The organism is Streptomyces sp. NPDC016845 (assembly GCF_044332585.1).
Lineage (GTDB): Bacteria > Actinomycetota > Actinomycetes > Streptomycetales > Streptomycetaceae > Streptomyces.
Genome location: NZ_JBIRPI010000003.1, coordinates 438,835 through 463,317, shown reverse-complemented (window position 1 = coordinate 463,317; position 24,483 = coordinate 438,835). Strand labels below are relative to the sequence as shown.

23 protein-coding genes and 1 riboswitch are annotated in these 24,483 nt (G+C 69.4%); of the genes, 13 read left to right on the top strand and 10 right to left on the bottom strand.

From position 1 onward, the window contains the following. Window positions 1-4 precede the first annotated feature (4 nt). The 3 genes from ACH4RC_RS12460 to ACH4RC_RS12450 all read left to right on the top strand — a co-directional run bounded on the left by ACH4RC_RS12460 (window position 5) and on the right by ACH4RC_RS12450 (window position 1,964). Entirely contained in the window at window positions 5-265 is a 261-nt protein-coding gene (locus ACH4RC_RS12460) for a UBP-type zinc finger domain-containing protein (protein ID WP_394430553.1), read from the top strand. Window positions 266-528: 263 nt separating this feature from the next. Further along, entirely contained in the window at window positions 529-942 is a 414-nt protein-coding gene (locus ACH4RC_RS12455) for an anti-sigma regulatory factor (protein ID WP_394430555.1), read from the top strand. Next, window positions 939-1,964 (top strand): RNA polymerase sigma factor SigF, encoded by a 1,026-nt coding sequence (locus ACH4RC_RS12450; RefSeq protein ID WP_398198831.1) that lies wholly within the window; start codon window positions 939-941, stop codon window positions 1,962-1,964. Before ACH4RC_RS12455 ends, ACH4RC_RS12450 begins: the two co-directional genes overlap by 4 nt. 32 nt (window positions 1,965-1,996) lie before the next feature. On the opposite strand, the gene ACH4RC_RS12445 is transcribed toward ACH4RC_RS12450, so the two are convergent. Continuing rightward, window positions 1,997-2,449 carry a hypothetical protein gene (locus tag ACH4RC_RS12445; protein ID WP_398198829.1) on the bottom strand — a complete coding sequence of 151 codons (453 nt, stop codon included), beginning with the start codon at window positions 2,447-2,449 and terminating at the stop codon, window positions 1,997-1,999. Between the two features lie 59 nt (window positions 2,450-2,508). Here ACH4RC_RS12445 and ACH4RC_RS12440 point away from each other — a divergent pair, with 59 nt between their 5' ends. Together ACH4RC_RS12440 and ACH4RC_RS12435 are read left to right on the top strand one after the other, a co-directional pair. Beyond that, entirely contained in the window at window positions 2,509-3,477 is a 969-nt protein-coding gene (locus ACH4RC_RS12440) for a diacylglycerol/lipid kinase family protein (RefSeq protein ID WP_394430561.1), read from the top strand. A 319-nt stretch (window positions 3,478-3,796) separates the two neighbouring features. Then, complete coding sequence (locus ACH4RC_RS12435) at window positions 3,797-4,054, top strand: WhiB family transcriptional regulator (RefSeq protein WP_016639615.1); 258 nt, start codon at window positions 3,797-3,799, stop codon at window positions 4,052-4,054. A 197-nt stretch (window positions 4,055-4,251) separates the two neighbouring features. On the opposite strand, the gene ACH4RC_RS12430 is transcribed toward ACH4RC_RS12435, so the two are convergent. Both ACH4RC_RS12430 and ACH4RC_RS12425 read right to left on the bottom strand, forming a co-directional pair. After that, window positions 4,252-5,718: a PAS domain-containing sensor histidine kinase gene (locus ACH4RC_RS12430; protein WP_398199194.1), complete on the bottom strand. Its 1,467-nt coding sequence runs from the start codon at window positions 5,716-5,718 to the stop codon at window positions 4,252-4,254. A gap of 335 nt (window positions 5,719-6,053) precedes the next feature. Beyond that, window positions 6,054-6,677: a TetR/AcrR family transcriptional regulator gene (locus ACH4RC_RS12425; protein WP_398198826.1), complete on the bottom strand. Its 624-nt coding sequence runs from the start codon at window positions 6,675-6,677 to the stop codon at window positions 6,054-6,056. 140 nt (window positions 6,678-6,817) lie between these two features. On the opposite strand from ACH4RC_RS12425, the gene ACH4RC_RS12420 reads away from it, so the two are divergent. Further along, the gene (locus tag ACH4RC_RS12420) at window positions 6,818-7,606 is read left to right on the top strand and encodes an SDR family oxidoreductase (protein ID WP_398198823.1); all 789 of its coding nucleotides are present in this window, start codon (window positions 6,818-6,820) and stop codon (window positions 7,604-7,606) included. Between the two features lie 239 nt (window positions 7,607-7,845). After that, window positions 7,846-8,631 carry a glucosamine-6-phosphate deaminase gene (gene nagB / locus ACH4RC_RS12415; protein WP_398198821.1) on the top strand — a complete coding sequence of 262 codons (786 nt, stop codon included), beginning with the start codon at window positions 7,846-7,848 and terminating at the stop codon, window positions 8,629-8,631. 405 nt (window positions 8,632-9,036) lie between these two features. Here the strand turns inward: nagB and ACH4RC_RS12410 are convergent, their stop codons facing one another. From ACH4RC_RS12410 to ACH4RC_RS12395, 4 genes are all read right to left on the bottom strand, one after another. Continuing rightward, on the bottom strand, window positions 9,037-10,521 hold the full coding sequence (locus ACH4RC_RS12410; RefSeq protein WP_398198818.1) for a glycoside hydrolase family 3 protein: 1,485 nt from the start codon (window positions 10,519-10,521) through the stop codon (window positions 9,037-9,039). 8 nt (window positions 10,522-10,529) lie between these two features. Continuing rightward, a complete protein-coding gene (locus ACH4RC_RS12405; RefSeq protein WP_398198815.1) occupies window positions 10,530-11,360 on the bottom strand; it encodes a carbohydrate ABC transporter permease in 831 nt (276 codons plus the stop codon). After that, on the bottom strand, window positions 11,357-12,346 hold the full coding sequence (locus ACH4RC_RS12400; RefSeq protein WP_398198813.1) for a carbohydrate ABC transporter permease: 990 nt from the start codon (window positions 12,344-12,346) through the stop codon (window positions 11,357-11,359). Before ACH4RC_RS12400 ends, ACH4RC_RS12405 begins: the two co-directional genes overlap by 4 nt. 94 nt (window positions 12,347-12,440) lie before the next feature. Then, window positions 12,441-13,724, bottom strand: a complete 1,284-nt coding sequence (locus tag ACH4RC_RS12395; RefSeq protein ID WP_398198810.1) for an extracellular solute-binding protein — start codon at window positions 13,722-13,724, stop codon at window positions 12,441-12,443. A 389-nt stretch (window positions 13,725-14,113) separates the two neighbouring features. On the opposite strand from ACH4RC_RS12395, the gene ACH4RC_RS12390 reads away from it, so the two are divergent. The 5 genes from ACH4RC_RS12390 (at window position 14,114) to ACH4RC_RS12370 (ending at window position 20,705) form a co-directional block, all read left to right on the top strand. Beyond that, window positions 14,114-14,878 carry a GntR family transcriptional regulator gene (locus ACH4RC_RS12390; protein WP_398198808.1) on the top strand — a complete coding sequence of 255 codons (765 nt, stop codon included), beginning with the start codon at window positions 14,114-14,116 and terminating at the stop codon, window positions 14,876-14,878. Between the two features lie 161 nt (window positions 14,879-15,039). After that, the gene (locus tag ACH4RC_RS12385) at window positions 15,040-15,324 is read left to right on the top strand and encodes a DUF3311 domain-containing protein (RefSeq protein ID WP_398198805.1); all 285 of its coding nucleotides are present in this window, start codon (window positions 15,040-15,042) and stop codon (window positions 15,322-15,324) included. Then, complete coding sequence (mctP, locus tag ACH4RC_RS12380; protein ID WP_398198803.1) at window positions 15,321-16,946, top strand: monocarboxylate uptake permease MctP; 1,626 nt, start codon at window positions 15,321-15,323, stop codon at window positions 16,944-16,946. The genes ACH4RC_RS12385 and mctP overlap by 4 nt, the downstream gene beginning before the upstream one ends. A gap of 121 nt (window positions 16,947-17,067) precedes the next feature. Continuing rightward, window positions 17,068-17,202, top strand: a riboswitch (cobalamin riboswitch). Window positions 17,203-17,325: 123 nt separating this feature from the next. After that, on the top strand, window positions 17,326-19,686 hold the full coding sequence (locus ACH4RC_RS12375) for a ribonucleoside-diphosphate reductase subunit alpha (RefSeq protein WP_398198800.1): 2,361 nt from the start codon (window positions 17,326-17,328) through the stop codon (window positions 19,684-19,686). Further along, complete coding sequence (locus tag ACH4RC_RS12370; protein WP_398198797.1) at window positions 19,686-20,705, top strand: ribonucleotide-diphosphate reductase subunit beta; 1,020 nt, start codon at window positions 19,686-19,688, stop codon at window positions 20,703-20,705. The genes ACH4RC_RS12375 and ACH4RC_RS12370 overlap by 1 nt, the downstream gene beginning before the upstream one ends. Before the next feature lie 34 nt (window positions 20,706-20,739). Here the strand turns inward: ACH4RC_RS12370 and ACH4RC_RS12365 are convergent, their stop codons facing one another. Next, window positions 20,740-20,913 (bottom strand): hypothetical protein, encoded by a 174-nt coding sequence (locus ACH4RC_RS12365; RefSeq protein ID WP_398198794.1) that lies wholly within the window; start codon window positions 20,911-20,913, stop codon window positions 20,740-20,742. A 94-nt stretch (window positions 20,914-21,007) separates the two neighbouring features. On the opposite strand from ACH4RC_RS12365, the gene ACH4RC_RS12360 reads away from it, so the two are divergent. Further along, complete coding sequence (locus ACH4RC_RS12360) at window positions 21,008-21,970, top strand: helix-turn-helix domain-containing protein (protein ID WP_398198793.1); 963 nt, start codon at window positions 21,008-21,010, stop codon at window positions 21,968-21,970. On the opposite strand, the gene ACH4RC_RS12355 is transcribed toward ACH4RC_RS12360, so the two are convergent. Both ACH4RC_RS12355 and ACH4RC_RS12350 read right to left on the bottom strand, forming a co-directional pair. Continuing rightward, window positions 21,967-23,340 carry a cytochrome P450 gene (locus tag ACH4RC_RS12355; RefSeq protein WP_398198791.1) on the bottom strand — a complete coding sequence of 458 codons (1,374 nt, stop codon included), beginning with the start codon at window positions 23,338-23,340 and terminating at the stop codon, window positions 21,967-21,969. The genes ACH4RC_RS12360 and ACH4RC_RS12355 overlap by 4 nt on opposite strands. Further along, the gene (locus ACH4RC_RS12350; protein ID WP_398198788.1) at window positions 23,337-24,374 is read right to left on the bottom strand and encodes a multidrug MFS transporter; all 1,038 of its coding nucleotides are present in this window, start codon (window positions 24,372-24,374) and stop codon (window positions 23,337-23,339) included. Before ACH4RC_RS12350 ends, ACH4RC_RS12355 begins: the two co-directional genes overlap by 4 nt. Between the last annotated feature and the right edge of the window lie 109 nt (window positions 24,375-24,483).

Here is a 24,483-nt window from a genome sequence, read left to right as displayed (position 1 = left end):
CATCATGAACGAGTGCCCGCACGTAGACGCGCTGCCGCACCCCGAGCCGGCGCCGCTCAGCGAGACCTGTCTGGAGTGTCTGGCCCTGGGCAGTCACCCTGTGCAACTACGACTGTGTCTGGTCTGCGGCCACGTCGGATGTTGCGACTCCTCGCCGTACCGGCACGCGACGGAGCACTTCAAGGAGACGGGCCATCCGGTGATGCGCACCTTCGAGCCTGGTGAGAGCTGGCGCTGGTGCTTCGTGGACACGTCTTTGGTCTGATGCGGACGATCCGCGGCCGTGTCGGGGTTCGACCGGTTGGCGCCTGGGTACGTCAATCCGGCGCCCGCTCTTTCCAATTGGGAGCGCACGCCCTCTAGCCACTGTCCGTACCCGTAGGCTTACTATGAGTGACAGCACTGGGCCGGGGGTCCCCGGGACAGGAAAGTCGGGCGCGCGGTAGCGTCACCGCAGATATATGTGGCGCGTCACCCGGGGGAGGACCTCCGGAGCCCGAAAGTGCTTGTACCACCTTGGAGGTGAGGGTGTCCCAGATCGCAGGAGAGCCCGGGAATCAGGACTTCGTGGAAGTCCGGCTGCCGGCTGCGGGTGCCTACCTGTCGGTGCTGCGGACGGCCACGGCCGGTCTCGCGGCGCGTTTGGACTTCACCCTCGACGAGATCGAGGACCTGCGCATCGCGGTCGACGAGGCCTGCGCGATCCTGCTCCAGCAGGCCGTCGCCGGCTCCGTGCTCAGCTGCGTGTTCCGGCTCGTCGACGACTCCCTGGAGGTGACGGTCTCCGCCCCGACCACAGACGGCCGGGCCCCGGAGCGCGACACCTTCGCCTGGACGGTGCTGTCGGCCCTCGCGGGCCAGGTCGACTCCTCGGTGGCCGAGGACAACACCGTCTCGATCAGCCTCTACAAGAAGCGCGGCGCGGGCCCTGGCCCGGCGTGAGGAACGGGGACGCTCCGGTGCGGGACGACAAGCGCGGCACACGGGATTTCCCGGCCGACGGCACGGCGGGGGTGCGGCGGATGGCCGCCGGCATCCCCGAGCAGCAGGCCAGGCCGCACCCGGAGGACCCGATGGCCGACGCGCCACAGCAGGCAGCGCCGGCTTCGGGGACCGGGCTTCGTGAGCGGCCAGGGGGATCGGACGCGCGACGGGCGGGATGGATGAGCGACCACGAGCGACACGGTGAGCAGCAGGGCCGACACGACCCGCGGGACCGCAGCAACGCGCGCGCGATGTTCATCGAGCTGCGCACACTGCCGTCCGGCAGCCCCGAGTACGCGGAGATGCGCAATCAGCTCGTGCGCATGCATCTGCCGCTCGTCGAGCACCTGGCACGCCGCTTCCGCAACCGCGGGGAACCGCTGGACGACCTCACCCAGGTCGCGACGATCGGCCTGATCAAGTCGGTCGACCGTTTCGACCCGGAGCGCGGCGTGGAGTTCTCCACGTACGCGACGCCGACGGTCGTCGGTGAGATCAAGCGGCACTTCCGCGACAAGGGCTGGGCCGTGCGCGTCCCGCGCCGCCTCCAGGAGCTGCGCCTCTCCCTGACGACGGCGACGGCCGAGCTGTCCCAGACGCACGGCCGCTCCCCCACGGTCCACGAGCTGGCCGAGAAGCTGGCCATTTCCGAGGAGGAGGTCCTGGAGGGCCTGGAGTCGGCCAACGCGTACTCCACGCTGTCCCTGGACGTCCCGGACACGGACGACGAGTCCCCGGCGGTCGCCGACACCCTCGGCGCGGAGGACGAGGCGCTTGAAGGCGTCGAGTACCGCGAGTCCCTGAAGCCGCTCCTGGAGGATCTGCCGCCGCGCGAGAAGCGCATTCTCCTGCTGCGCTTCTTCGGGAACATGACGCAGTCGCAGATCGCGCAGGAGGTGGGCATCTCCCAGATGCACGTCTCGCGCCTGCTGGCCCGCACGCTCGCCCAACTGCGGGAGAAGCTCCTCGTCGAGGAGTGACCCGTCGAGGAGTCGGCGGTGGCGGCCACGCCTCACTTCTGCTGGTGCGCGCTCCCCGGAGTGCGGATGCCCAGCGCGCGCGTGGTCGCCGGATTGACCAGCAGGACCAGCGCGGCGATCGCCACGGCGGCGAGCGCGATCCCGCCGGGGATGGCCATGCTGTCGGCCTGCAGCAGCGTGTAGGCGACCGGCAGCGCCATGATCTGCGTGATGATCGCCGGGCCCCGGCTCCAGCCCTTGCGGGCGAGGAGCCCGCGCGCCGCGAGCAGCGGCAGCAGCGCGAGCACGAGGAGGGTCACCCCGCCGGTGACGGCCTGCTCAGGGTTGTCGGGGCTCCCGGAGACCCCGGCGACCAGCATGTAGCCACCGCCCACGACGAGCGCGGCTCCCTCGAGTCCGGACAGGGCCGCGGCGGCGGTCAGCCGGCCGGGTCGCGGGCCGTCTTCTTCGAGGGTCTCGGGGGCGGGATTCTGCTCAGAGGTCACCTTTGCAGGGTAGCCCCCGGCCAAGCGTTCCCCGCAGGGCGCTGGGTACCCTGCTTCGCATGCGTGCACTTCTTGTGGTCAATCCGGCGGCTACCACCACCAGTGCGCGCACGCGCGACGTCCTGATCCACGCGCTCGCGAGCGAGATGAAGCTCGACGCCGTCACCACCGAGTACCGCGGGCACGCGCGCGACCTTGGCCGGCAGGCTGCGGAGAGCAAGGACATCGAGCTGGTCGTCGCGCTCGGTGGCGACGGCACGGTCAACGAGGTCGTGAACGGGCTGCTGCACCACGGCCCGGACCCCGACCGGCTGCCGCGCCTGGCCGTCGTCCCCGGCGGCTCCACGAACGTCTTCGCGCGCGCCCTGGGCCTGCCGAACGAGCCCGTCGAGGCCACCGGACAGCTCCTGGACGCCCTGCGCGAGGGCCGCGAGCGCACGGTCGGCCTGGGCCTCACCGCGGGCACCCCGGGCACGGAGGACGAGGCGGTCCCGTCGCGCTGGTTCACGTTCAGCGCGGGCGTCGGCTTCGACGCCGGCGTGGTGGGCCGCGTGGAGCAGCAGCGGGAACGCGGCAAGCGTTCGACGCATGCCCTGTACGTGCGACAGGTCGTCCGGCAGTTCCTCGGGGAGCCGGACCGCAGACACGGCACCATCACGCTCGAACGGCCGGGCGAGGACCCGATCACGGATCTGGTCGTCTCCATAGTCAGCAACACCTCCCCGTGGTCGTTCCTGGGCAACCGGCCGCTCTATCCGACACCCAAGGCGTCCTTCGACACCGGCCTTGACGTGCTCGGACTCAAGAAACTGTCGACTCCCGCGGTGGCCCGTTACGGCACCCAGCTGCTGACGTCGTCGCCCGAGCGCGGACCACACGGTAAGAACGCGGTCACGCTCCATGACCTCACGGACTTCACCTTGCATTCGAAGGCGCCCCTGCCCCTTCAGATGGACGGTGACCACCTGGGACTGCGTACCAGCGTGACGTTCACAGGCGTACGCCGTGCACTGCGTGTGATTGTGTGAGTGGAAGGGCCCAAAGTCCTTTATCTCGAACGTTTGGGCCAGGTCCCACCCCATGGAATGACGGCTGTGACCTAGTCGACACCGAGGAATCAAAAAAAACTTTCCGGAAGGGGTTGTATCCGCCGCCGAGGTTTGCGAATCTCTACATGGCGCTCGGGACGGCCCGCAACATCGGCCCCACAGAGAGCCCGAATCCCCTCCTCAAAGCAACGGACACCCGTCGCGTATGTGACGTTCGTCCCTTCACTTGTTGAGGGATTCGTGAAAGCGTTCACATTCACAAGCAACCCGCATGTAATACCAAGGAGAGGTAGCAGCCATGGACTGGCGTCACAACGCCGTTTGCCGCGAGGAAGACCCCGAGCTGTTCTTCCCCATCGGCAACACCGGTCCCGCGCTGCTGCAGATCGAGGAAGCCAAGGCCGTCTGCCGTCGCTGCCCCGTCATGGAGCAGTGCCTGCAGTGGGCGCTCGAGTCCGGCCAGGACTCCGGCGTCTGGGGTGGCCTCAGCGAGGATGAGCGCCGCGCGATGAAGCGCCGCGCCGCTCGCAACCGGGCCCGTCAGGCCTCCGCCTGATTCCCCACCCCGTTCGAGCCTGAGCCCGGCGGCGCGTACAGCGAGTACGCATCCCCCCGCCCCCGAGCCGCAGCGCGCAGTACCCCCGATGCTCCCCCAGGCTCAGCCCGGGACAAGACCCGAGCAACGCGAGCAGAGAGCCCCGGAACCGTTCGACGGTCCGGGGCTCTCTGCTGTCCACGTATATGCGCCGCAGGCTACTTGGTCGAGCGCACCGGGATGTCGAGGACGACCTGGGTGCCGCGCTCGGGTGCGGGCACCATGTCGAACGATCCGCCCAACTCGCCCTCCACCAAGGTGCGTACGATCTGCAGCCCCAGGTTGCCGGCGCGCTGCGGGTCGAAGCCCTCGGGCAGTCCGACGCCGTCGTCCTGGACGGTGATGAGCAACCGGGCGTCCTTGCTGGTGCCGCCGCGCACCGCGGAGACCTCGACGGTGCCGGTGTCGCCCTGCCGGTAACCGTGCTCCAGGGCGTTCTGCAGTACTTCGGTGAGGACCATCGACAGGGGCGTGGCCACCTCCGCGTCCAGGATGCCGAAGCGGCCGGTGCGCCGGCCCGTCACCTGGCCCGGGGAGATCTCGGCGACCATGGCGAGGACCCGGTCGGCGATCTCGTCGAACTCCACGCGCTCGTCCAGGTTCTGGGACAGCGTCTCGTGCACGATGGCGATCGAGCCGACGCGCCGGACCGCCTCTTCGAGCGCCTCGCGCCCCCGGTCCGACTCGATGCGCCGGGCCTGGAGGCGAAGAAGTGCGGCCACGGTCTGCAGGTTGTTCTTCACCCGGTGGTGGATCTCCCGGATGGTGGCGTCTTTGGTGATCAACTCCCGCTCGCGCCGCCGCAGTTCGGTGACGTCGCGCAGCAGGACCAGTGAGCCGATGCGCGTGCCCTTGGGCTTGAGCGGGATCGCGCGCAGCTGGATCGACCCTTCCTCACCCTCGATCTCGAACTCGCGCGGCGCCCATCCGCTGGCCACCTTGGCGAGCGCCTCGTCCACCGGGCCGCGCGAGGGCGCGAGTTCGGCCGTGGTCCTGCCGAGATCGTGGCCGACCAGATCCGCCGAGAAGCCGAGCCGGTGGTACGCGGAGAGCGCGTTCGGGGACGCGTACTGGACGACCCCGTCGGCGTCGAGCCGGATCAGCCCGTCGCCCACGCGCGGGGAGGCGTCCATGTCCACCTGCTGGCCGGGGAACGGGAACGAGCCGGCCGCGATCATCTGCGCCAGGTCGGACGCCGACTGCAGATAGGTCAGCTCCAGGCGGGACGGCGTACGGACGGTCAGCAGGTTGGTGTTGCGCGCGATGACGCCGAGGACCCGGCCCTCCCGGCGTACGGGGATGGACTCGACCCGCACGGGGACTTCCTCGCGCCACTCGGGGTCGCCCTCGCGCACGATGCGGCCCTCGTCGAGCGCGGCGTCGAGCATGGGGCGGCGGCCGCGCGGCACCAGATGCCCGACCATGTCGTCCTGGTAGGACGTCGGACCGGTGTTCGGGCGCATCTGCGCCACGGAGACGTACCGGGTGCCGTCGCGCGTGGGGACCCACAGGACGAGGTCGGCGAAGGAGAGGTCGGAGAGCAGCTGCCACTCCGAGACCAGCAGGTGGAGCCACTCGAGGTCGGAGTCGCCGAGGGCGGTGTGCTGGCGTACGAGATCGTTCATGGAGGGCACCAGGCGAGCGTACCCGCCGACCTGCGCGGCCTCGAAAAGACCGACGGGCCGCGGCGCCGGGGGGAGGGACCCTCGACCCTTTCCCAGGCACCGCAGCCCTTCAGGTGCATCGGCTGCCAGGTGTGCGGTTCCCGGCTGCCGATCGAGGAGCCGCCGCAGTCAGGGCAGAGAGCGGGGTTCCTCTGTCCGTCCTCCTGTGCGGGGAGGACGGAGGCCTTTCGTACGCATTGTGGACTAGACCATTCGCCGATGTCTATGCGTCGGCGCGGCTTTATTGTCGTCTCTTCCTCCGAGTGCGGGGGCCCTTTCGACCGTGACGTCCGCCTCTATCCACGGGCGTCGGCGCGCGCCGGTTCACCCGCGGGCCAGGCGGCCATGGCGTGATCGGCGATCGCCTCCAGGTCAGCCCTGGTCGCGCCGTCCCGCGACTGCTGCGACATGCCCTGGAAGACGGCGCCGACGAAGCGGGCGAAGGCCGCGGCGTCCGTGTTCTTCGGCAGCTCCCCCGCGGCCACGCCCTGGCGCAGCCGGTCCTCGATCGCGGCGAGGCCGGCGCCGCGCTGGTCGCGCAGGGACTGCTCTACCTCGGGTGTCGTGCAGTTGGTCGCGGCATGGATGACGAGGCAGCCGTGCGGGTGACCGGGGGCGGTGAACTCGTCGGCCGCCTCCCGCAGCAGGCGCTCGACGGCACCTCGGGCGGTGGACTCCTCGGCCAGGGCGCGGCCGGGTCCGGCGCCGTGGGTGGTGCCGTAGACCCGGACGACCTCCTCGAACAGCGAACGCTTGTCGCCGAAGGCGGCGTAGAGGCTGGGGGCGCCGATGCCCATCTCGCGAGTCAGCTCGGAGACCGAGGTCCCCTCGTAGCCGTTCTCCCAGAAGGCCCGCATGGCCTTCTCCAGGGCGGTCTCCCGGTCGAAGGAGCGGGGTCGCCCGCGCTGTTTCGTCGCCATGGGGTGAATTCTATAGCGGCCACTAGCGAAAGGTGACGGGCGTGCGCTACGGTCATTTCCATAACGACCGCTACAGATTTCACCGCTACAAGTTTCACGGCTACAGACTTCACGGCTACGGAGATGGGGAGGGCTGCGACATGAGCGGCACGGGTGGTGGCGCGGGTGGCACGGGCGTACTCGCAGGTAAGACGGCGCTGGTCACGGGCGCGAGCCGGGGCATCGGGCGGGGCATCGCCGAGCGGCTCGGCCGGGACGGCGCGCGGGTCGCGGTGCACTACGGGACCAATCACGCCGCCGCGAAGGAGACGATGGCGGCGATCGAGGCGGCGGGCGGTTCGGCGTTCGCTCTCGGGGCCGAGCTCGGTTCTCCGGGTGCCGCGCGGGAGCTGTGGGAGAAGTTCGACGCACGGGCCGACGGCGTGGACATCCTGGTGAACAACGCGGGGATCGGCACGTCCAGCGCCTTCGCGGACATCGAGGAGGCCGAGTTCGACCGCCTCTTCACGGTCAACGCCAAGTCACCGTTCTTCCTCGCCCAGCTCGCCGCGCCGAGGATGCGCGACGGCGGCCGCGTCATCAACATCTCCTCCGGCGCCGCGCGCACGGCGATGCTCCCCGACCTCATGCCGTACGCGATGACGAAGGGCGCGCTCGACGTGCTGACGCACTACCTCGCCAAGGTGCTGGGGCCGCGCGGCATCACGGCGAACACGGTGGCGCCCGGCATCGTCGACACGGACGTCAACACGGAGTGGCTCCGCGCGAGCGACGAGGCGTGGGACGGCGCGGCCGCGCTCTCGGCCCTGGGCAAGGTCGGGACACCGGCGGAGATAGCCGACGTGGTGGCGTTCCTGGCGTCACCGGACGGCCGGTGGGTGACGGGGCAGTGGGTGGACGCGACCGGGGGTTCACTGCTCGGCCGCTGAACCGGGCCCGCGCCACTCGCCCCGCTACTCCACCCCAGTGCGACTCCAACACTCCTGCCCGCCCCCGGCATGTTCGCCACCGCCCGCCCTCGACATGCCAAGGCCACCCGATGCGCTGAGCATGGACGGAACGGGGCCGTGGAGGGCCTGACCGGCAGGGGCTCGCTCTGCTAGATTGGTCTCGATTGGTCTATACCACATACTCCCCAGTCTCCTCTGACCAGAACGGCAGGCCCAGCGTGGAAGTTGTGATCGTTCCGGACGCCAAGGCAGGTGGCGAACTGATCGCCGAGGCCATGGCCCAGCTGCTGCGGCGCAAGCCCGACGCGCTGCTCGGCGTGGCCACCGGCTCGACGCCGCTGCCCATCTACGAGGCGCTGACGGCCAAGGTGCGCGCCGGTGACGTCGACGCGTCGAGGGCCCGTATCGCCCAGCTCGACGAGTATGTGGGGCTGCCGACGGGGCACCCCGAGTCCTACCGGGCGACAGTGCTGCGTGAGGTCGTGGAGCCGCTCGGGCTCGGCGAGGCGGCGTTCATGGGGCCCGACGGCAGCGCCGACGACGTGCAGGCGGCGTGCGAGGCGTACGACAAGGCGCTGGCCGAGGCGGGCGGGGTCGATCTGCAGTTGCTCGGGATCGGGACCGACGGGCACATCGGGTTCAACGAGCCGTGCTCGTCGATCGCCTCGCGGACCAGGATCAAGACGCTGACCGAGCAGACGATCACGGACAACGCGCGGTTCTTCGACGGTGACCTGAGCCAGGTCCCGCGGCACGTCATCACGCAGGGCATCGGCACGATCCTGGAGGCCCGGCACCTGGTGCTGCTCGCCACCGGTGAGGGCAAGGCGGACGCCGTGGCGGCGACAGTGGAGGGGCCCGTCGCTTCGGTGGTCCCGGCGTCGGCGCTGCAGCTGCACCCGCACGCGACGGTCGTCGTGGACGAGGCCGCCGCGTCGAAGCTGAAGCTCGCGGACTACTTCCGGCACACGTACGCCAACAAGCCGGAGTGGCAGGGACTGTAAGCCCCGGGCACAGCCTGCCCCGGGCCCGAATCCCTCGCACCCGGGGCCTGCGAGCCCGCGAACACGAGGGCCCGCGAAGACGAGGGCCGACGAACACGAGGACCCGCGAGCGCGCGGGCCCACGAGCACGAGGGCCCGCGAAGACGAGGGCCCGCGAACACGAGGGCCGGCGAACACGAGGGCCGGCGAACACGAGGGTCCGCGAGCGCGAGAACCCGCGAACACGAGGGCTCACGAGCACCACGGCTCACGAGCGCGAGGGCCGGCCCAAGCAAGCCCCGCCCGCCCCGCCCGCCCCGCGTCGGCCTCGAACCACGACACACTGCAAAAGGGGCCGGTCACCCCGCTCGGGATGATCGGCCCCTCTGTCTGTGGCGCGGCGGTGAGCGGCAGCCCGCGTGCCGCCTACCCCGCGACGATGACCTCAGCGGCAGCGACCCCGCACACCCGCGCCGCTCCGTGCGTCGCGATGTGCAGGGCACCGCGCGGGGCCGCCCCCGGGACGCCCATCTCGACGACGACCGTGTCCGGGCGGGCGGCGAGGAGGGTGGTGAGGGCGTCGGACATCCAGGCGTGGCGGTGCTCGTCGCGGACCACGGCCACGATGCGCTGGTCGCCCGCGGCGGCCAGGGCGGCGGCGCCCGCGTCGGCACCCGAGTAGGAGCCGGTGGTGGTGCCGGGGAGGAGGCGTTCGAGTTCGGCGCCGACGCCCCAGGGGGTCTCGTCACCGACCGCGATGTTGGCGAGCGGGGAGAACGCGGCGACGTGCACCGGGCCGGAGACCGGCGGGGCGTACTCGCCGCGCGTGACGGTGACCGCGCGGCGCGCCGCGACCAGGCCGATCTCGGGGTCGGAGACGGCGCCCGGGCCCGCGCCCGCCGTCGCCGTCCACTCGGCGAGCGAGCGCACCCGGGCGGCGGCGTCCGCGAGGCGTTCCTCGGGGAGGTCGCCGGAGCGGACGGCGGCGACCAGGGCGTCGCGCAGGCGGGTGACCGTGCCCTCGTCGTTGAGGCCGCCGCCGACGCAGATCGCGTCGGCGCCCGCGGCGATGGCGAGGACGCTGCCGCGCTCGATCCCGTAGGCGGAGGAGATGGCGCTCATCTCGATGCCGTCGGTGACGATGAGGCCGTCGTAGCCGAGTTCCTCGCGGAGCAGGCCGGTGAGGATGCGGCGGGAGAGGGTCGCCGGACGGTCCGCGTCGAGGGCCGGGACCAGGATGTGGGCGCTCATGACGGCGCGGCTGCCCGCCGCGATCGCCGCGCGGAAGGGCGCGAGGTCGCGGGCGTTCAGGACGTCGAGGCCCACGTCGATGAGCGGCATGTCGTGGTGCGAGTCGACGCCGGTGTCGCCGTGGCCGGGGAAGTGCTTGGTGCAGGCCGCGACACCGGCCGCCTGCATGCCTTCCACGTAGGCGGCGGTGTGGCGGGCGACGAGCGCGGTGTCGGCGCCGAAGGAGCGGACGCCGATGACCGGGTTGTCGGGGTTGGCGTTGACGTCGGCGGACGGCGCCCAGTTGAGGTTGACACCGCACTCGGCGAGGCGGCGGCCGAGCTCGAAGGCGACGCCCTTCGTCAGCTCCACGTCGTCGACCTTGCCGAGCGCGTGGTTGCCGGGGAACGAGGAGCCCGTACGGACCTCGAGGCGGGTGACGTCGCCGCTCTCCTCGTCGATGGCGACGAGGAGGTCGTCGCGCTCGGCCTTCAACTGAGCGGTGAGCGCGGCGACTTGATCGGGGGTCTGGATGTTGCGGCCGAACAGACCGACGGAGGCGAGCCCCTCGCCGAGGCGGCGCAGCACCCAGTCCGGGGCGGTGGTGCCGGCGAAGCCGGGCTGCAGGACGGCGAGCGCGTCGCGCGTGAGCGTGTCGGTGGCGCTGGTGACAGTGGTCATCGGTGGCGTTATCCCTTCACGGCGCCGGAGGTGAGGCCGCTGACGGCCTTGCGCTGCAGGAAGACGAAGACGATGAGGATCGGGATGGCGAAGAGGGAGGCCGCGGCCATGGTGGCACCCCAGTCGTCCCCGAACTGGCTCTGGAACTGCGACAACCAGAGCGGGAGGGTCTTCGATCCCGGTTCCTTGTTGAGGATCAGCACCAGCGGGAACTCGTTCCACGCCGTGACGAAGCCGAAGAGCGAGGTGGCCATCAGGCCGGGCGCGAGCAGCGGCAGGATGACCTTGACGAAGGCCTGCGGGCGGCTGCACCCGTCGACCATCGCGGACTCCTCCAGCTCCTTGGGCACCGCGGCCACGTAGCCGCGCAGCGTCAGGACGGTGAAGGGCAGCACCATCACCATGTAGAAGAGGGTCAGCGGGAGGAGGCTGTTCAGCATGTCGGCGTCGCGCACGATCATGTAGATCGCGATGACCATGACTTCCCAGGGCGCCATCTGCGCGACCATGAAGACCAGGATCATGCCCTTGCGCCCCTTGAACCGCATGCGCGCGAGGGCGAACGACGCGAACAGCGCGATGACGAGCGAGAGCAGTACCGCGCAGACCGTGACGGTGATCGAGTTGGTCACCAGCTGCCAGAAGTCGGGCGCGTCGACAGCCGTCTTGAAGTGTTCGAAGGTGACGTCGGTCGGGAACCAGACCGGGTTGTCCGTGACGATGTCCGCGGTCGGCTTGAAGGCCGTCGTGAACATCCAGTACACGGGGAAGACCATCATCACGAACAGCACGATCGCCGTGGCGTTGGGCCAGATGCGGCCGAGCAGGGAGCGCTTCACAGCTCGTCCTCCTCTTGCTTGAGAACGATGCGGAGGTAGTACGCGGTGAGGACCAGCATGACCACGATGGTCAGCATCGCGATCGCGGCGCCCATGCCGTAGTGCTGGTTGCCGACGCCTTCGACGAACGCGTAGATCGGCAGCGTCTCGGTGAGCCGGTCGGGTCCGCCCTCGGTGATCGTGAAGCCCTGGGCGAACGCCTTGAAGACCCAGATGACCTCGAGGAAGGTCGTGGCGTAGAGGAAGGGGCGCAGGAAGGGGAAGGTCACCGAGGTGAACTGCTTCCACACGCCGGCCCCGTCCAGGGCCGCGGCCTCGTACAGCTCGCGCGGGATGGTGGTCGTGGCGGCGTACAGGTTGATCGCGACGAACGGGATGGAGCCCCAGACGATCAGCAGGCCGATCACGAAGAACGCGGAGATCTGCGAGCCGGTCCAGTTGTAGTCGGCCATGGAGTGCCATCCGAGCTTGTCGAGCACCCAGTTGACGACGCCGAAGCGGGACGCGAACAGCCACTGGTAGACGGTGGACGACGCGACGATCGGCATCGCCCACGCCAGGACGAGGCCGAGCATGAGCGTCAGCCGCATCTTCTTGCCGAGGCGTGCGAGCAGCAGCCCGACGAGCGTGCCCACCACCATGATCACGACGACGTTGATCGCCGTGAAGATCGTGGAGCGCAGCGTGACGCGCCAGAAGTCCTCGCCGCCGAGGACCTCCTTGTAGTTCTCTACGCCGTTCCACTCGGTGACGTGCTGGATGAGCTGACCCATGTTGAGGTTCTGGAACGACAGCAAGCCGTCCTTCACCAGGGGCCAGCCGAGGAAGATCACTGTCACCACGAGGGCGGGGAACAGCAGCAGGTACGGGACGACGTTCGCCCCGCCCTTCCGCTTCTCCCCCCGCGGCCCGGGTGCGCGACCGCTGCGCTGCCCGTCGGGCGCGACCTTGTCGACCGCGTCCGCCGGGTTGGTCTGCACTGCCATGCTCGCCATCTCTTCCAAAGCCGTGACTGGACGATGCGTCGGGCCGGGGCGGCGGCCCGGGTCGAAACCCGTTCCGCCGCCCCGGCCCGGGCGACTACTGCTGCTGGCTCAGCCGCTTGTTGAGCTCGCCCTCGACCTGCTTGGCGGCGGCGGCGGGGGACTTACCGTTCAGGACCGCGGTCATGTAGGTCTTGATCGGGTTCGGCGGGTTCTCCACCGGCGCCCACTCCGGGATCAGCGGCGTGGTGCCACCGGACTTGGCGGCGGCGGGGGCACCGGCCTGCGCGGCCGGCTGCTCCTTGGCGTAGGACTCCAGGGCCGGGGACTTCGGGGTCCAGCCGACCTCCTTGATCAGCTGGCCGTCGTTCTCGACGGAGAGCGCGATCTTCAGGAACTCCTTGGCGAGGTCCTGCTTCTTGGAGCCCGCGGCGACCGCGAGGTTGGAGCCGCCGAGGAAGACGCCCTCGGGCTTGTCGGCCGTCTCACCGGGGATGGTGAAGAAGCCGATGTCCTCCGCCTTGAGCTTCTTGGCCTGCAGCGCGGTGCCGGCCTCGTAGCCCATGGCGATGATCGCGCCGGTGTCGCCCTTGCCGAAGACGGTGGCCTGCTGCGGCGTGGCCTCGTCCTTGTCCTTGGGCGCCTTGGAGAACGCCTGGTACTGCTTGTAGACGTCCATCGCCTTGGCGACCTTCGGGTCACCGAGGTTGGAGACCCACTTGTCGCCGTCCTTCTTCACGGGCTCGACGCCCTGGCCGACCAGGAGGCCGTCGAAGAAGTACCAGTTCTGGCCCGGCAGGTAGAGCGGCTCGGCCTTGGTCTTCTCACCGATCTTCTTGAAGTCGGCGAAGAGCTCGGCGCGGGTCTTCGGCGTCTCCGTGATGCCGGCCTGCTTCCAGATCTTCTTGTTGTACATGACCGTGCGGTTGCCGAAGTACCACGGCAGCGCGTACTGCTTGCCGTCGAAGACGGCCGGCTTGTTGACCGCGTCGGCCCAGTCCTTGCCGATCTCGCTCTTGAGGTCGGACAGCTCGGCGAGACCGCCGGTCTTGGCGTACGCAGGGGTCTGCGTGTTGCCGATCTCCAGAACGTCCGGCGGGTTCGACTCCGAGAGGGCCGTGGTGACCTTCTGCTGGATGCCGTTCCACTCCTGGACCTGGATGTCCAGCTTGGCCTTCGTCTTCTTCTCGAACTCGGCGGTGACCTTCTTGGTCCACTCCGGCGGGTTGGAGCCGGACATGGTCCAGACGGTCAGCGTCTGCCCCTTGTACCCGTCCGCTCCGGCCTTGCTGCCGTTGTCGTTGTCGTCGTCACTGCCACAGGCCGCGATCGAGACCAACATGCCCGCCACGCCGATGGCCGCAATGAGCTTGCGCTTCACGTCACCCTCCTCAGGGATGCCAGCAACCCCCCACCCACAGCGACGCAATACGACAAGCAGTGCTTCGTGGGACTGGGACCCGGTCTCCGTTTAATGGTGTAGACCAGTACGGGGAGCTTGGCCCAGACCAATAGAGGTGTCAAGGGTGGCTGAGAAAGACCTGTGCGTCCGTTATCGGAACGACACCCGCCTGTCGTGACAAGGGCGTTGGGCGGTTCGGGGGACCGCTCCCATCCCTGGGTGCGTGGACTAGACCAGGGAGTCAGCGGGCGGTATAAGGAGGGATCACGGAGCGTACGGGGAGTCCCCCGGAGCGAGCCGTGCCACGATGTGAGCCGTGGCCGACGGGGACGTCGGCCACGTCGGCACCGGAGCCGGGAAGGCGGAGCATGAGCACCGACGTGAGCAGTGCGGAGAACGAGAGCGGGGCGCCCGTCCGTACCGCGCGCGTGCCCAAGTACTACCGCCTGAAGAAGCATCTGCTCGACATGACGGAGACCCTGCCGCCGGGCACGCCGGTGCCGCCGGAGCGCACGCTCGCCGCCGAGTTCGACACCTCCCGCACCACCGTCCGCCAGGCCCTTCAGGAGCTGGTCGTCGAGGGCCGCCTGGAACGCATCCAGGGCAAGGGCACCTTCGTCGCCAAGCCCAAGGTCTCCCAGGCGCTGCAACTCACCTCCTACACCGAGGACATGCGGGCCCAGGGCCTGGAACCGACCTCGCAGCTGCTCGACATCGGCTACGTCACCGCGGACGACACCCTCGCCGGGCTGCTCGACATCTCCGCCGGCGGCCGCGTCCTGCGCATCGAACGGCTCCGTCTGGCCAGCGGCGAGCCCATGGCCATCGAGACGACGCACCTCTCCGCCAAGCGCTTCCCCGCGCTGCGCAGGTCGCTCGTCAAGTACACCTCTCTCTACACGGCGCTCGCCGAGGTCTACGACGTCCATCTCGCCGAGGCCGAGGAGACCATCGAGACGTCGCTCGCCACCCCGCGCGAGGCCGGTCTGCTCGGCACCGATGTCGGTCTGCCGATGCTGATGCTCTCCCGCCACTCGATCGACGGCTCGGCGCAGCCGGTGGAGTGGGTGCGCTCGGTCTACCGGGGCGACCGGTACAAGTTCGTGGCGCGCCTGAAGCGCCCGATGGACTGACCCGCACATACGCGCCCGATTCCTTACATAACCGCAGGCCCGGGACCGGAAGGGTCTCGTCCGTTATCCGGACAGGGGTTCCAAAGAGCAAGACTCTCGCATTAGATTTCCCGCACGTTAAACGTGAGATAAGTGGGATCAGCGAGGGGACGGAGCCCAAGATGTCCGATGCGCCGGAAGTGGCGGAACAAGCAGGGAGACCGGTGGTGACACCGGTCCGCGTGGTCATCGGGCTGTGCCTGGTCGCACCGTTCGTGGCGATGCTCTGGGTCAGCTCCTACTCGAAGATCGACCCGACCTTCATCGGCATCCCGTTCTTCTACTGGTACCAGATGCTCTGGGTGATCATCTCGACCGGGCTCACGATGATCGCGTACAAGCTGTGGCAGCGTGACCAGCGCGGCCGCAAGACGTCGGCCTCGGCCTCCGCGGGAGGCCCGCGATGAACGGCGGCGTCAACGGTGTCGCGCTCACCGTCTTCATCATCTTCTTCGTGGCCGTCACGGTCATGGGCTTCCTCGCCGCGCGCTGGCGCCGCTCCGAGACGGACTCGCTCGACGAGTGGGGCCTCGGCGGCCGCTCGTTCGGCACCTGGATCACCTGGTTCCTGCTCGGCGGCGACCTCTACACGGCGTACACCTTCGTCGCCGTCCCCGCGGCGATCTACGCGGCGGGCGCGTCCGGCTTCTTCGCCGTGCCCTACACGATCCTGGTCTACCCGCTGATCTTCACGTTCCTGCCGCGCCTGTGGTCGGTCTCGCACAAGCACGGATACGTGACGACGTCGGACTTCGTGCGCGGCCGCTTCGGCTCCAAGGGCCTCTCGCTCGCCGTCGCGGTCACCGGCATCCTCGCCACGATGCCGTACATCGCGCTCCAGCTCGTCGGCATCCAGGCCGTGCTCGACGTCATGGGCGTCGGCGGCGGCGAGAACACCAACTGGTTCATCAAGGACCTGCCGCTCCTCATCGCCTTCGGCGTGCTCGCGGCGTACACGTACTCCTCGGGCCTGCGCGCCCCGGCGCTGATCGCGTTCGTCAAGGACGGTCTGATCTACATCGTCATCGCGGTCGCCATCATCTACATCCCGATCAAGCTGGGCGGCTTCGACGACATCTTCGCCGCGGCCGGCAAGAAGTTCGAGCAGATAAATCCGGCGACAGGCAAACCCACCGGGGCGCTCGCGCCAGGTGAGGCGGGCCACTGGACGTACGCGACGCTCGCGCTCGGCTCGGCGCTCGCGCTGTTCATGTATCCGCACTCGATCACCGCGACGCTCTCCTCCAAGAGCCGCGACGTGATCCGCCGCAACACCACGATCCTGCCGCTGTACTCGCTCATGCTGGGCCTGCTCGCGCTGCTCGGGTTCATGGCGATCGCGGCCGGGATCAAGGTGCAGAACGGGCAGTTGGCGATCCCGCAGCTGTTCGAGGACATGTTCCCCGACTGGTTCACGGGTGTCGCGTTCGCCGCCATCGGCATCGGCGCGCTCGTCCCCGCGGCCATCATGTCCATCGCCGCGGCGAACCTCTTCACGCGCAACATCTACAAGGACTTCATCAAGCCCGACGCGACCCCGGCGCAGGAGACCAAGGTCTCCAAGCTGGTGTCGCTGCTCGTGAAGGTCGGCGCCCTCGTCTTCGTCCTCACCATGGACAAGACCGTCGCCATCAACTTCCAGCTGCTCGGCGGCATCTGGATCCTGCAGACCATGCCCGCACTGGTCGGCGGCCTGTTCACCCGCTGGTTCCACCGCTGGGCGCTGCTCGCCGGCTGGGCGGTCGGCATGGTGTACGGCACGCTCGCCGCGTACGGGGTGGCGTCGCCGACGCAGGCGCACTTCGGCGGGTCCTCGAAGGAGATCCCCGGCATCGGGGAGATCGGGTACATCGGTCTGACGGCGTTCGTGATGAACGTGGTCGTGACCGTCGTCCTGACCTTCGTCCTGAAGGCCGCGAAGGCGCCCGAGGGAATCGACGAGACGTCGCCCGGCGACTACACCGCCGACGCCGGTGACAAGGGCGTGCAGACGGACCTGCCGGTCGTCGGAGCGGGCTCCGGCCACTAGCGCGGTCGTACGTTCCTCAGGACGGGCCCCTCTGCTCGCGGAGGGGCCCGTCGTCATGAGGCACCATCGCCATACGCACCCGCGCGACACAAGATATGGGCCCGTCACCAACGCCCGGCACAACATGTATGCTCGCTCTCGCTGCAGCCGCAGGGGAATCCGGTGCAAATCCGGAACTGTCCCGCAACGGTGAACGTAAGCATCCATAAGGCCGCTTACGTGAGTCCGACGACCTGCCGCAGCCCACCCGAGCCGTCCGGCGCGGGTGGTGACGACGTCCGGGTCTCGCGGAATGGGCCGGTGACGAAGGCGCCCCCTTGCGTGCGTGCCCGAGCCACTCCTCCCCGCAGGCCCCGAGCCGAGCGAGGGAGAGCCCCACGTGACCATCGCGCCGCCCGCCGAACCGGTCTCAGCCACAGGACAGCAGGACGCACCGGCAGACGCCCCCGGCACCGCCCTGCTGCGCACCCTGACCGAGCTGACCGCCGACCTGCCCGGCGCCGACCCCGGCCGGGTCGCCGCCGCAGCGCTGCGCGGCCGCAGCGCCCGCGCCGACGAGGCCGAGCTGCGCGAGCTCGCCACCGAGGGCGCGGCCGGGCTGATCTCCGAGGACCCGGTCTACTCCCGGCTCGCCGCCCGCCTGCTCACGCTCACCATCGCCGCCGAGGCCGCGACGCAGGGCGTCACCTCCTTCACCGGGTCGATCGCGGTGGGGCACCGCGAGGGCCTGATCGCCGACCGCACCGCCGAGTTCGCCCGTGTCCACGCGGAGAAGCTCGACGCGCTCATCGACACCGACGCCGACGACCGCTTCGGCTACTTCGGTCTGCGCACCCTGCACAGCCGCTACCTGCTGCGCCACCCGATCACCCGCCAGGTGATCGAGACGCCGCAGTACTTCATGTTGCGCGTAGCCGCCGGCCTGGCCGAGGACGACTCCGTACGCGCCCTGGGCGAGGTCGCCGACCTCTACGGCCTGATGAGCCGCCTGGACTACCTGCCGTCCTCCCCCACCCTCTTCAACTCCGGCACCCGCCACCCGCAGATGTCCAGCTGCTACCTGCTCGACTCCCCGCTCGACGAGCTGGACTCGATCTACGACCGCTACCACCAGGTGGCCCGCCTCTCCAAGCACGCGGGCGGCATCGGGCTCTCGTACTCCCGCATCCGCAGCCGGGGTTCGCTGATCCGGGGCACCAACGGGCACTCCAACGGCATCGTGCCGTTCCTGAAGACGCTGGACGCGTCGGTCGCCGCCGTGAACCAGGGCGGGCGCCGCAAGGGCGCCGCCGCCGTCTACCTGGAGACCTGGCACGCCGACATCGAGGAGTTCCTGGAGCTGCGCGACAACACCGGCGAGGACGCGCGCCGCACCCACAACCTCAACCTGGCGCACTGGATCCCCGACGAGTTCATGCGCCGGGTCGCCGACGACGGGCAGTGGTCGCTGTTCTCCCCCGCCGACGTACCCGACCTCGTAGACCTCTGGGGCGCGGAGTTCGACGCCGCGTACCGCAAGGCCGAGGCCGAGGGGAAGGCGCAGAAGACCCTCCCCGCGCGCGAGCTGTACGGCCGCATGATGCGCACCCTCGCGCAGACCGGCAACGGCTGGCTGACCTTCAAGGACGCCGCCAACCGCACCGCCAACCAGACGGCGGAGCCCGGCCACACCGTCCACTCCTCGAACCTGTGCACGGAGATCCTGGAGGTGACGGACGACGGCGAGACGGCCGTCTGCAACCTGGGCTCCGTCAACCTCGGCGCGTTCGTGGTGGACGGCGGCATCGACTGGGAGCGGCTCGACGAGACCGTCCGCACCGCCGTCACCTTCCTCGACCGCGTCGTCGACATCAACTTCTACCCGACCGAGCAGGCGGGCCGCTCCAACGCCCGCTGGCGCCCGGTCGGCCTCGGCGCGATGGGCCTCCAGGACGTCTTCTTCAAACTGCGCCTGCCCTTCGACTCGCCGCAGGCGAACGCTCTTTCGACGCGCCTTGCCGAGCGCATCATGCTCGCCGCGTACGAGGCGTCCGCCGACCTCGCCGAGCGCAATGGCCCGCTGCCCGCCTGGGAGAAGACCCGCACCGCGCGCGGTGTCCTGCACCCCGACCACTACCCCGACGCGCAGGTGACCTGGCCGGAGCGGTGGACCGCGCTGCGGGAACGTATCGCCGCCGCCGGCATGCGCAACTCGCTCCTTCTCGCCATCGCGCCGACCGCGACGATCGCCTCCATCGCGGGCGTCTACGAGTGCATCGAGCCGCAGGTCTCCAACCTGTTCAAACGCGAGACGCTCTCCGGCGAGTTCCTCCAGGTCAACTCCTACCTGGTCGACGAGCTCAAGCGGCTCGGCGTCTGGGACGCGCAGACCCGCGAGGCGCTGCGCGAGTCGAACGGCTCGGTGCAGGGCTTCACCTGGGTGCCCGAGGAGGTCCGCGCCCTGTACCGCACGGCGTGGGAGCTGCCGCAGCGCGGGCTCATCGACATGGCGGCGGCCCGCACCCCGTTCCTCGACCAGGCCCAGTCCCTCAACCTGTTCCTGGAGACGCCGACCATCGGCAAGCTCTCCTCGATGTACGCGTACGCCTGGAAGTCGGGCCTGAAGACCACGTACTACCTGCGCTCGCGCCCCGCGACGCGCATCGCACGGGCCGCGGCCCGGGTCCCGGTCCAGATGGCCGAGCCCGACGCCGTCGCCTGCTCCCTGGAAAACCCCGAGTCCTGCGAGGCCTGCCAGTGATGACCACTCCCGCCACCGAGAAGAACCTGCTCGACCCGGGCTTCGAACTGACCCTGCGCCCCATGCGCTACCCGGACTTCTACGAGCGCTACCGCGACGCGATCAAGAACACCTGGACCGTCGAGGAGGTCGACCTCCACTCCGACGTCGCCGACCTCGCGAAGCTGTCGCCGGGCGAGCAGCACATGATCGGCCGCCTGGTCGCGTTCTTCGCGACGGGCGACTCGATCGTCGCGAACAACCTCGTCCTCACCCTCTACAAGCACATCAACTCCCCGGAGGCGCGGCTCTATCTCTCGCGCCAGCTGTTCGAGGAGGCCGTGCACGTCCAGTTCTATCTGACGCTGCTCGACACCTACCTGCCCGATCCCGAGGACCGGACGGCCGCGTTCGCCGCGGTGGAGAACATCCCGTCCATCAGGGAGAAGGCCGAGTTCTGCTTCAAGTGGATGGACTCGGTCGAGTCCATCGACCGCCTGGAGACCAAGGCGGACCGCCGCCGCTTCCTGCTCAACCTGATCTGCTTCGCGGCGTGCATCGAGGGCCTGTTCTTCTACGGTGCCTTCGCCTACGTGTACTGGTTCCGCTCGCGGGGCCTGCTGCACGGCCTGGCCACCGGCACCAACTGGGTCTTCCGCGACGAGACGATGCACATGAGCTTCGCCTTCGACGTCGTCGACACGGTGCGCAAGGAGGAGCCGGACCTTTTCGACGACGCGCTGCGGGAGCAGGTCACCGACATGCTGCGGGAGGCGGTCGACGCCGAGCTGCAGTTCGGCCGTGACCTGTGCGGAGAGGGGCTGCCGGGGATGAACACCGACTCGATGCGGCAGTACCTGGAGTGCGTGGCCGACCAGCGCCTTCAGCGGCTCGGCTTCGCGCCGGTCTACGGCTCGGAGAACCCGTTCTCCTTCATGGAGCTGCAGGGTGTCCAGGAGCTGACGAACTTCTTCGAGCGCCGGCCCTCGGCGTACCAGGTGGCGGTCGAGGGCTCGGTCGGCTTCGACGAGGACTTCTAGGCGGACTTCCGGGCGCTTCTGAGCGGGTTCGGCCTCACGCGACCTTCGCGTACTCGGGGTTGCGGGCCAGGAGTTCCTTCTCCTGTGCCTGCCGGGCCCGCCGGATCTCCCGGTCGATCCGGCGGTCGTGCGCGGCGCCCCACAGGGACGGGGCGGCGAGGAGGAGGAAGACGAAGAGGACGGTGAGGTAGTTCGTCGCTGTGTTCATGTCCTCTACTCTCCCGCCGCCCGGCCCCGCGCGGCAGTGGCAGTCCTGTCACTGACCCTCGAATTACTGCCAGCTCTGCGGCACACTGGCAGACATGCTGAAGAACGTGGCCGCAGTAGTGCTCGACGGTGTGCACCCCTTCGAACTCGGCGTGGTGTGCGAGGTGTTCGGCCTCGACCGCAGCGACTCCGGGCTGCCCGCGTACGACTTCGCGGTCGCCTCCGTCGAGGGGCCCTCGCTCACCACCCACGTACCGGGAATGACGGTCTCCACCCCGTACGGCCTTGAGCGCCTGGAGGAGGCCGACCTCATCGCCATCCCCTCCGCGGGGCGGCGCTTCGACCAGTACCCGCCGGTGCTGCTCGAAGCGCTGCGCCGGGCGGTCGACCGGGGCGCGCGCGTACTCAGCCTGTGCGCGGGGGTGTTCGTGCTCGGCGAGGCCGGACTGCTGGACGGCCGCCGGACCGCGGTCCACTGGCGGTACGCGCATGATCTCGCCGTCAGGTATCCGCGCACCCGGGTCGACCCCGACGTCCTGTACGTGGACGAGGGCTCGGTGATCACCAGCGCGGGCACGGCGGCCGGGATCGACGCGTGCCTGCACATCGTGCGCACCGAGCACGGCGCCGAGGTGGCCAACGCGATCGCGCGCCGCATGGTCGTACCGCCGCACCGCGACGGCGGCCAGGCCCAGTACGTGGAGCGGCCGCTGCCGGCGACGCGCTGCGACACCGTCGGCGAGGTGCTCTCCTGGATGGAGCGGCACCTGGACGAGCCGGTGACCGTGGAGGAGCTCGCGGCACGGGCGCTCATGTCACCGCGCACCTTCGCGCGCCGCTTCCAGCAGGAGACGGGCACGACGCCGTACCGCTGGCTCCTTCGCCAACGGGTCCTCTTCGCGCAGGAGCTGCTGGAGCGGACGGACGAGACGGTGGACGCCATCGCCGCGCGCACCGGGTTCGGCAACGCGGCGGCGATGCGCCACCAGTTCATGAAGGCGCTGGGCACGACACCCAACGCCTTCCGGAGAACCTTTCGGGTACGCCTGGCCGGCTAGTTCCGGGCCTCCACCCGCAGCACGGCCCGCTTCGGCTGGAGCGTGATCCCGATACGGGCCGAGCCGTCCGTCTCGGAGGTCGGCACAAGCCGCCAGCGGGAGACGACCGTGCCCAGGATCAGCGACAGTTCGGCCATGCTGAAGTGGTCGCCGGGGCACTTGCGGTTGCCGACGCTGAAGGGGGCGTGCGCCGCGGGTGTGACGTCCGCGGCGCGCTCGGGCAGCCACCGGTCGGGGTCGAAGGCCAGGTGGTCGGTGAACGCGCGGGGGTCGCGCTGCATGGCCAGCGGGCTGTACACGATGTCCGCCCCGGCGGGAAGCGAAAAGCCGCCGAGCGTCGTGTCGACGGCGGCGAGCCGCGTCAGAATCCAGACAGCGGGCCGAATCCGCATCGACTCGGTGAGCAGATTCCGCATATATGCGAGCTCTTTGATGTCACCGAAAGCGACCGGCCCGCCACCCGTCACGGATTCAACCTCCGCGTACAACCGCTTTTCCGCGTCGGGGTGTTCGGCGAGAAGCTGGAACACCCACGTCAGGGTCTTCGCGACATTCTCGGCACCGGCCACCACGAGGGAGACGACTTGGTCGTGCACCTCTTGCTCGTTGACGGTTTCACCATTCTCGTCGCGGTCGTCGAGCAGAGCCGCGAGAAGGTCACCCGGATTGCTGCCCGACGCCCTTCGTTCGGCCACGATCTCATCGACCAGGCGATGCAAATCGGCCAGCGCGTTCTCGAATCGCCGGTTGGCCGGGGTCGGCAGCCGGTACAGCGGTCCGAAGGAAAGGACCATCCTGCGGTACAGGCCCTCGAACACGGTGTGCAGCGCCGTGGACAGCCGGTCGGCGCGCGCGTCGACGGACTCGATGTGGAGCACGGAGCGGGCCACGATCCGGGTCGCCGTGCGGAACACTTCGGCCGTGATGTCGACGCTCTGCCCGTCGCTCCACCGCGCGGCCATCGCCCGCGCCTCCTCCTCCATCACGGCCGCGTACTCGTGGATCCGGTCCATCCGGAACGCGGGCTGGATGGCGCGGCGCTGGCGCCGGTGCAGCGGCCCGTTGCTGGTCGCCACGCCCTTGCCGAGCAGAACGCCCATGGTCTCCCAGAGCGGGCCTCCGACCAGGAAGTCCGGGCTCTTGAGCAGCGTGGCGACCAGCTCGGGGTCGCACACCGCGTAGGCCGTCCTCGGCCCCAGCTTGAGCTGGACGACGTCGCCGCCGTCGCGCAGCCGCGTCAGGAAGCCGAGCGGGTCGCGCAGCAGGTTCCAGGCGTGGCCGAGCAGCGGCGCGCCACCCGGGGCGAGTGGGGGGCGCCCCGGCTCCGCGCCGGGCGACGAGGGCGCCGGCAGGGTCGACTCGACGGTCATGCGCACTCTCCCACTTGGTCCGTCTGTTCGGTCGGTTCGACGTCGGTGACGTAGGGCGGGGTCGCCCGGTCGTCCCAGCTGTCGACCGCGTAGCGCCCGGATTCGTGGTGGAACCAGTACACGGAGCTGAACCAGTTCCGCATATTGCCCACGCACGACCGTAAAGCCTTCGCGAGGTCCTTCCCATGGGCGCCGATATTCTCCGTGGCGACCGCGAGCTGCTCCACCTCCGCCTCCGCGGCGATGAAATCATCGATGGTCCCCTCGACTCTGCGGCGCACTTCCTCTATCGCCTGCCGAAGAGAAAGCCCCTCGTGTTTGATGAGGCTTATCCCGAGGTTGTGCAATTCCTCGCCCGCGAGTTCCTTGGGCAATGAGCACAAATCGTTGTACCAGGCTGCGAAATCCTGGCAGGCGAGCGCCGCGCGGTGATACGCCTCATTCTTCCGCACCCATGCGGGGAGTTCGTACTGGGCGCTCAGCTCGAGCAGGTCGAGCCAGATCCAGTGCGCGAACGTATTGCGGCGCAGCGCGATGTATTCGTCGACGGACGGGACGGTGCCCGTCATTCGGTTGTGGAACTCCTGGTCGTACGCGTCGATCACCACGTGGAAGTGGCGGGCGAACCGGGCGTTCCACGTCCGGCCCAGCGAGCCGTAGAGCCGGCCGACGCTCTCGGCGAACCCCGCGACCACGGGGTCCATGTGGTCCAGATGCAGCTCTGGGGCCTCGGTGGCCGCGTGCAGCTCGACCGCGAGCCGCCGCCAGTTCGCCGTCCGGCCGTGGATCACGTCGCGGTCGTGGCGGTCGTCCCAGACGAAGAACCACGCGCTGTAGTCGCATATGGCGGCCAGCACGTCATCGGGAGCGTCGGTGTAGTAGCCCGCCATCAAGTCCGTGTAGCACAGACCGTCGGCATATTTCTCCACCTTGTCGGCGGACATCAGACGCTTTTCGAGCAGCCAGGCCCGTGTTGTCTCCTGGAGCTTCGGCCAATAGGGGTGCAGATTGCGAGGAAACGCGTCCTCGATCACCGGTAGCGCCAGCGCCGGTGGGACCGCTGTCTCTGGATAAGCAGGCACGAACAAACCCCTCTCTGCCGCCTGATGGCGTGCGCCCCTCCCGCGGTGCCGGGCGCGCGCC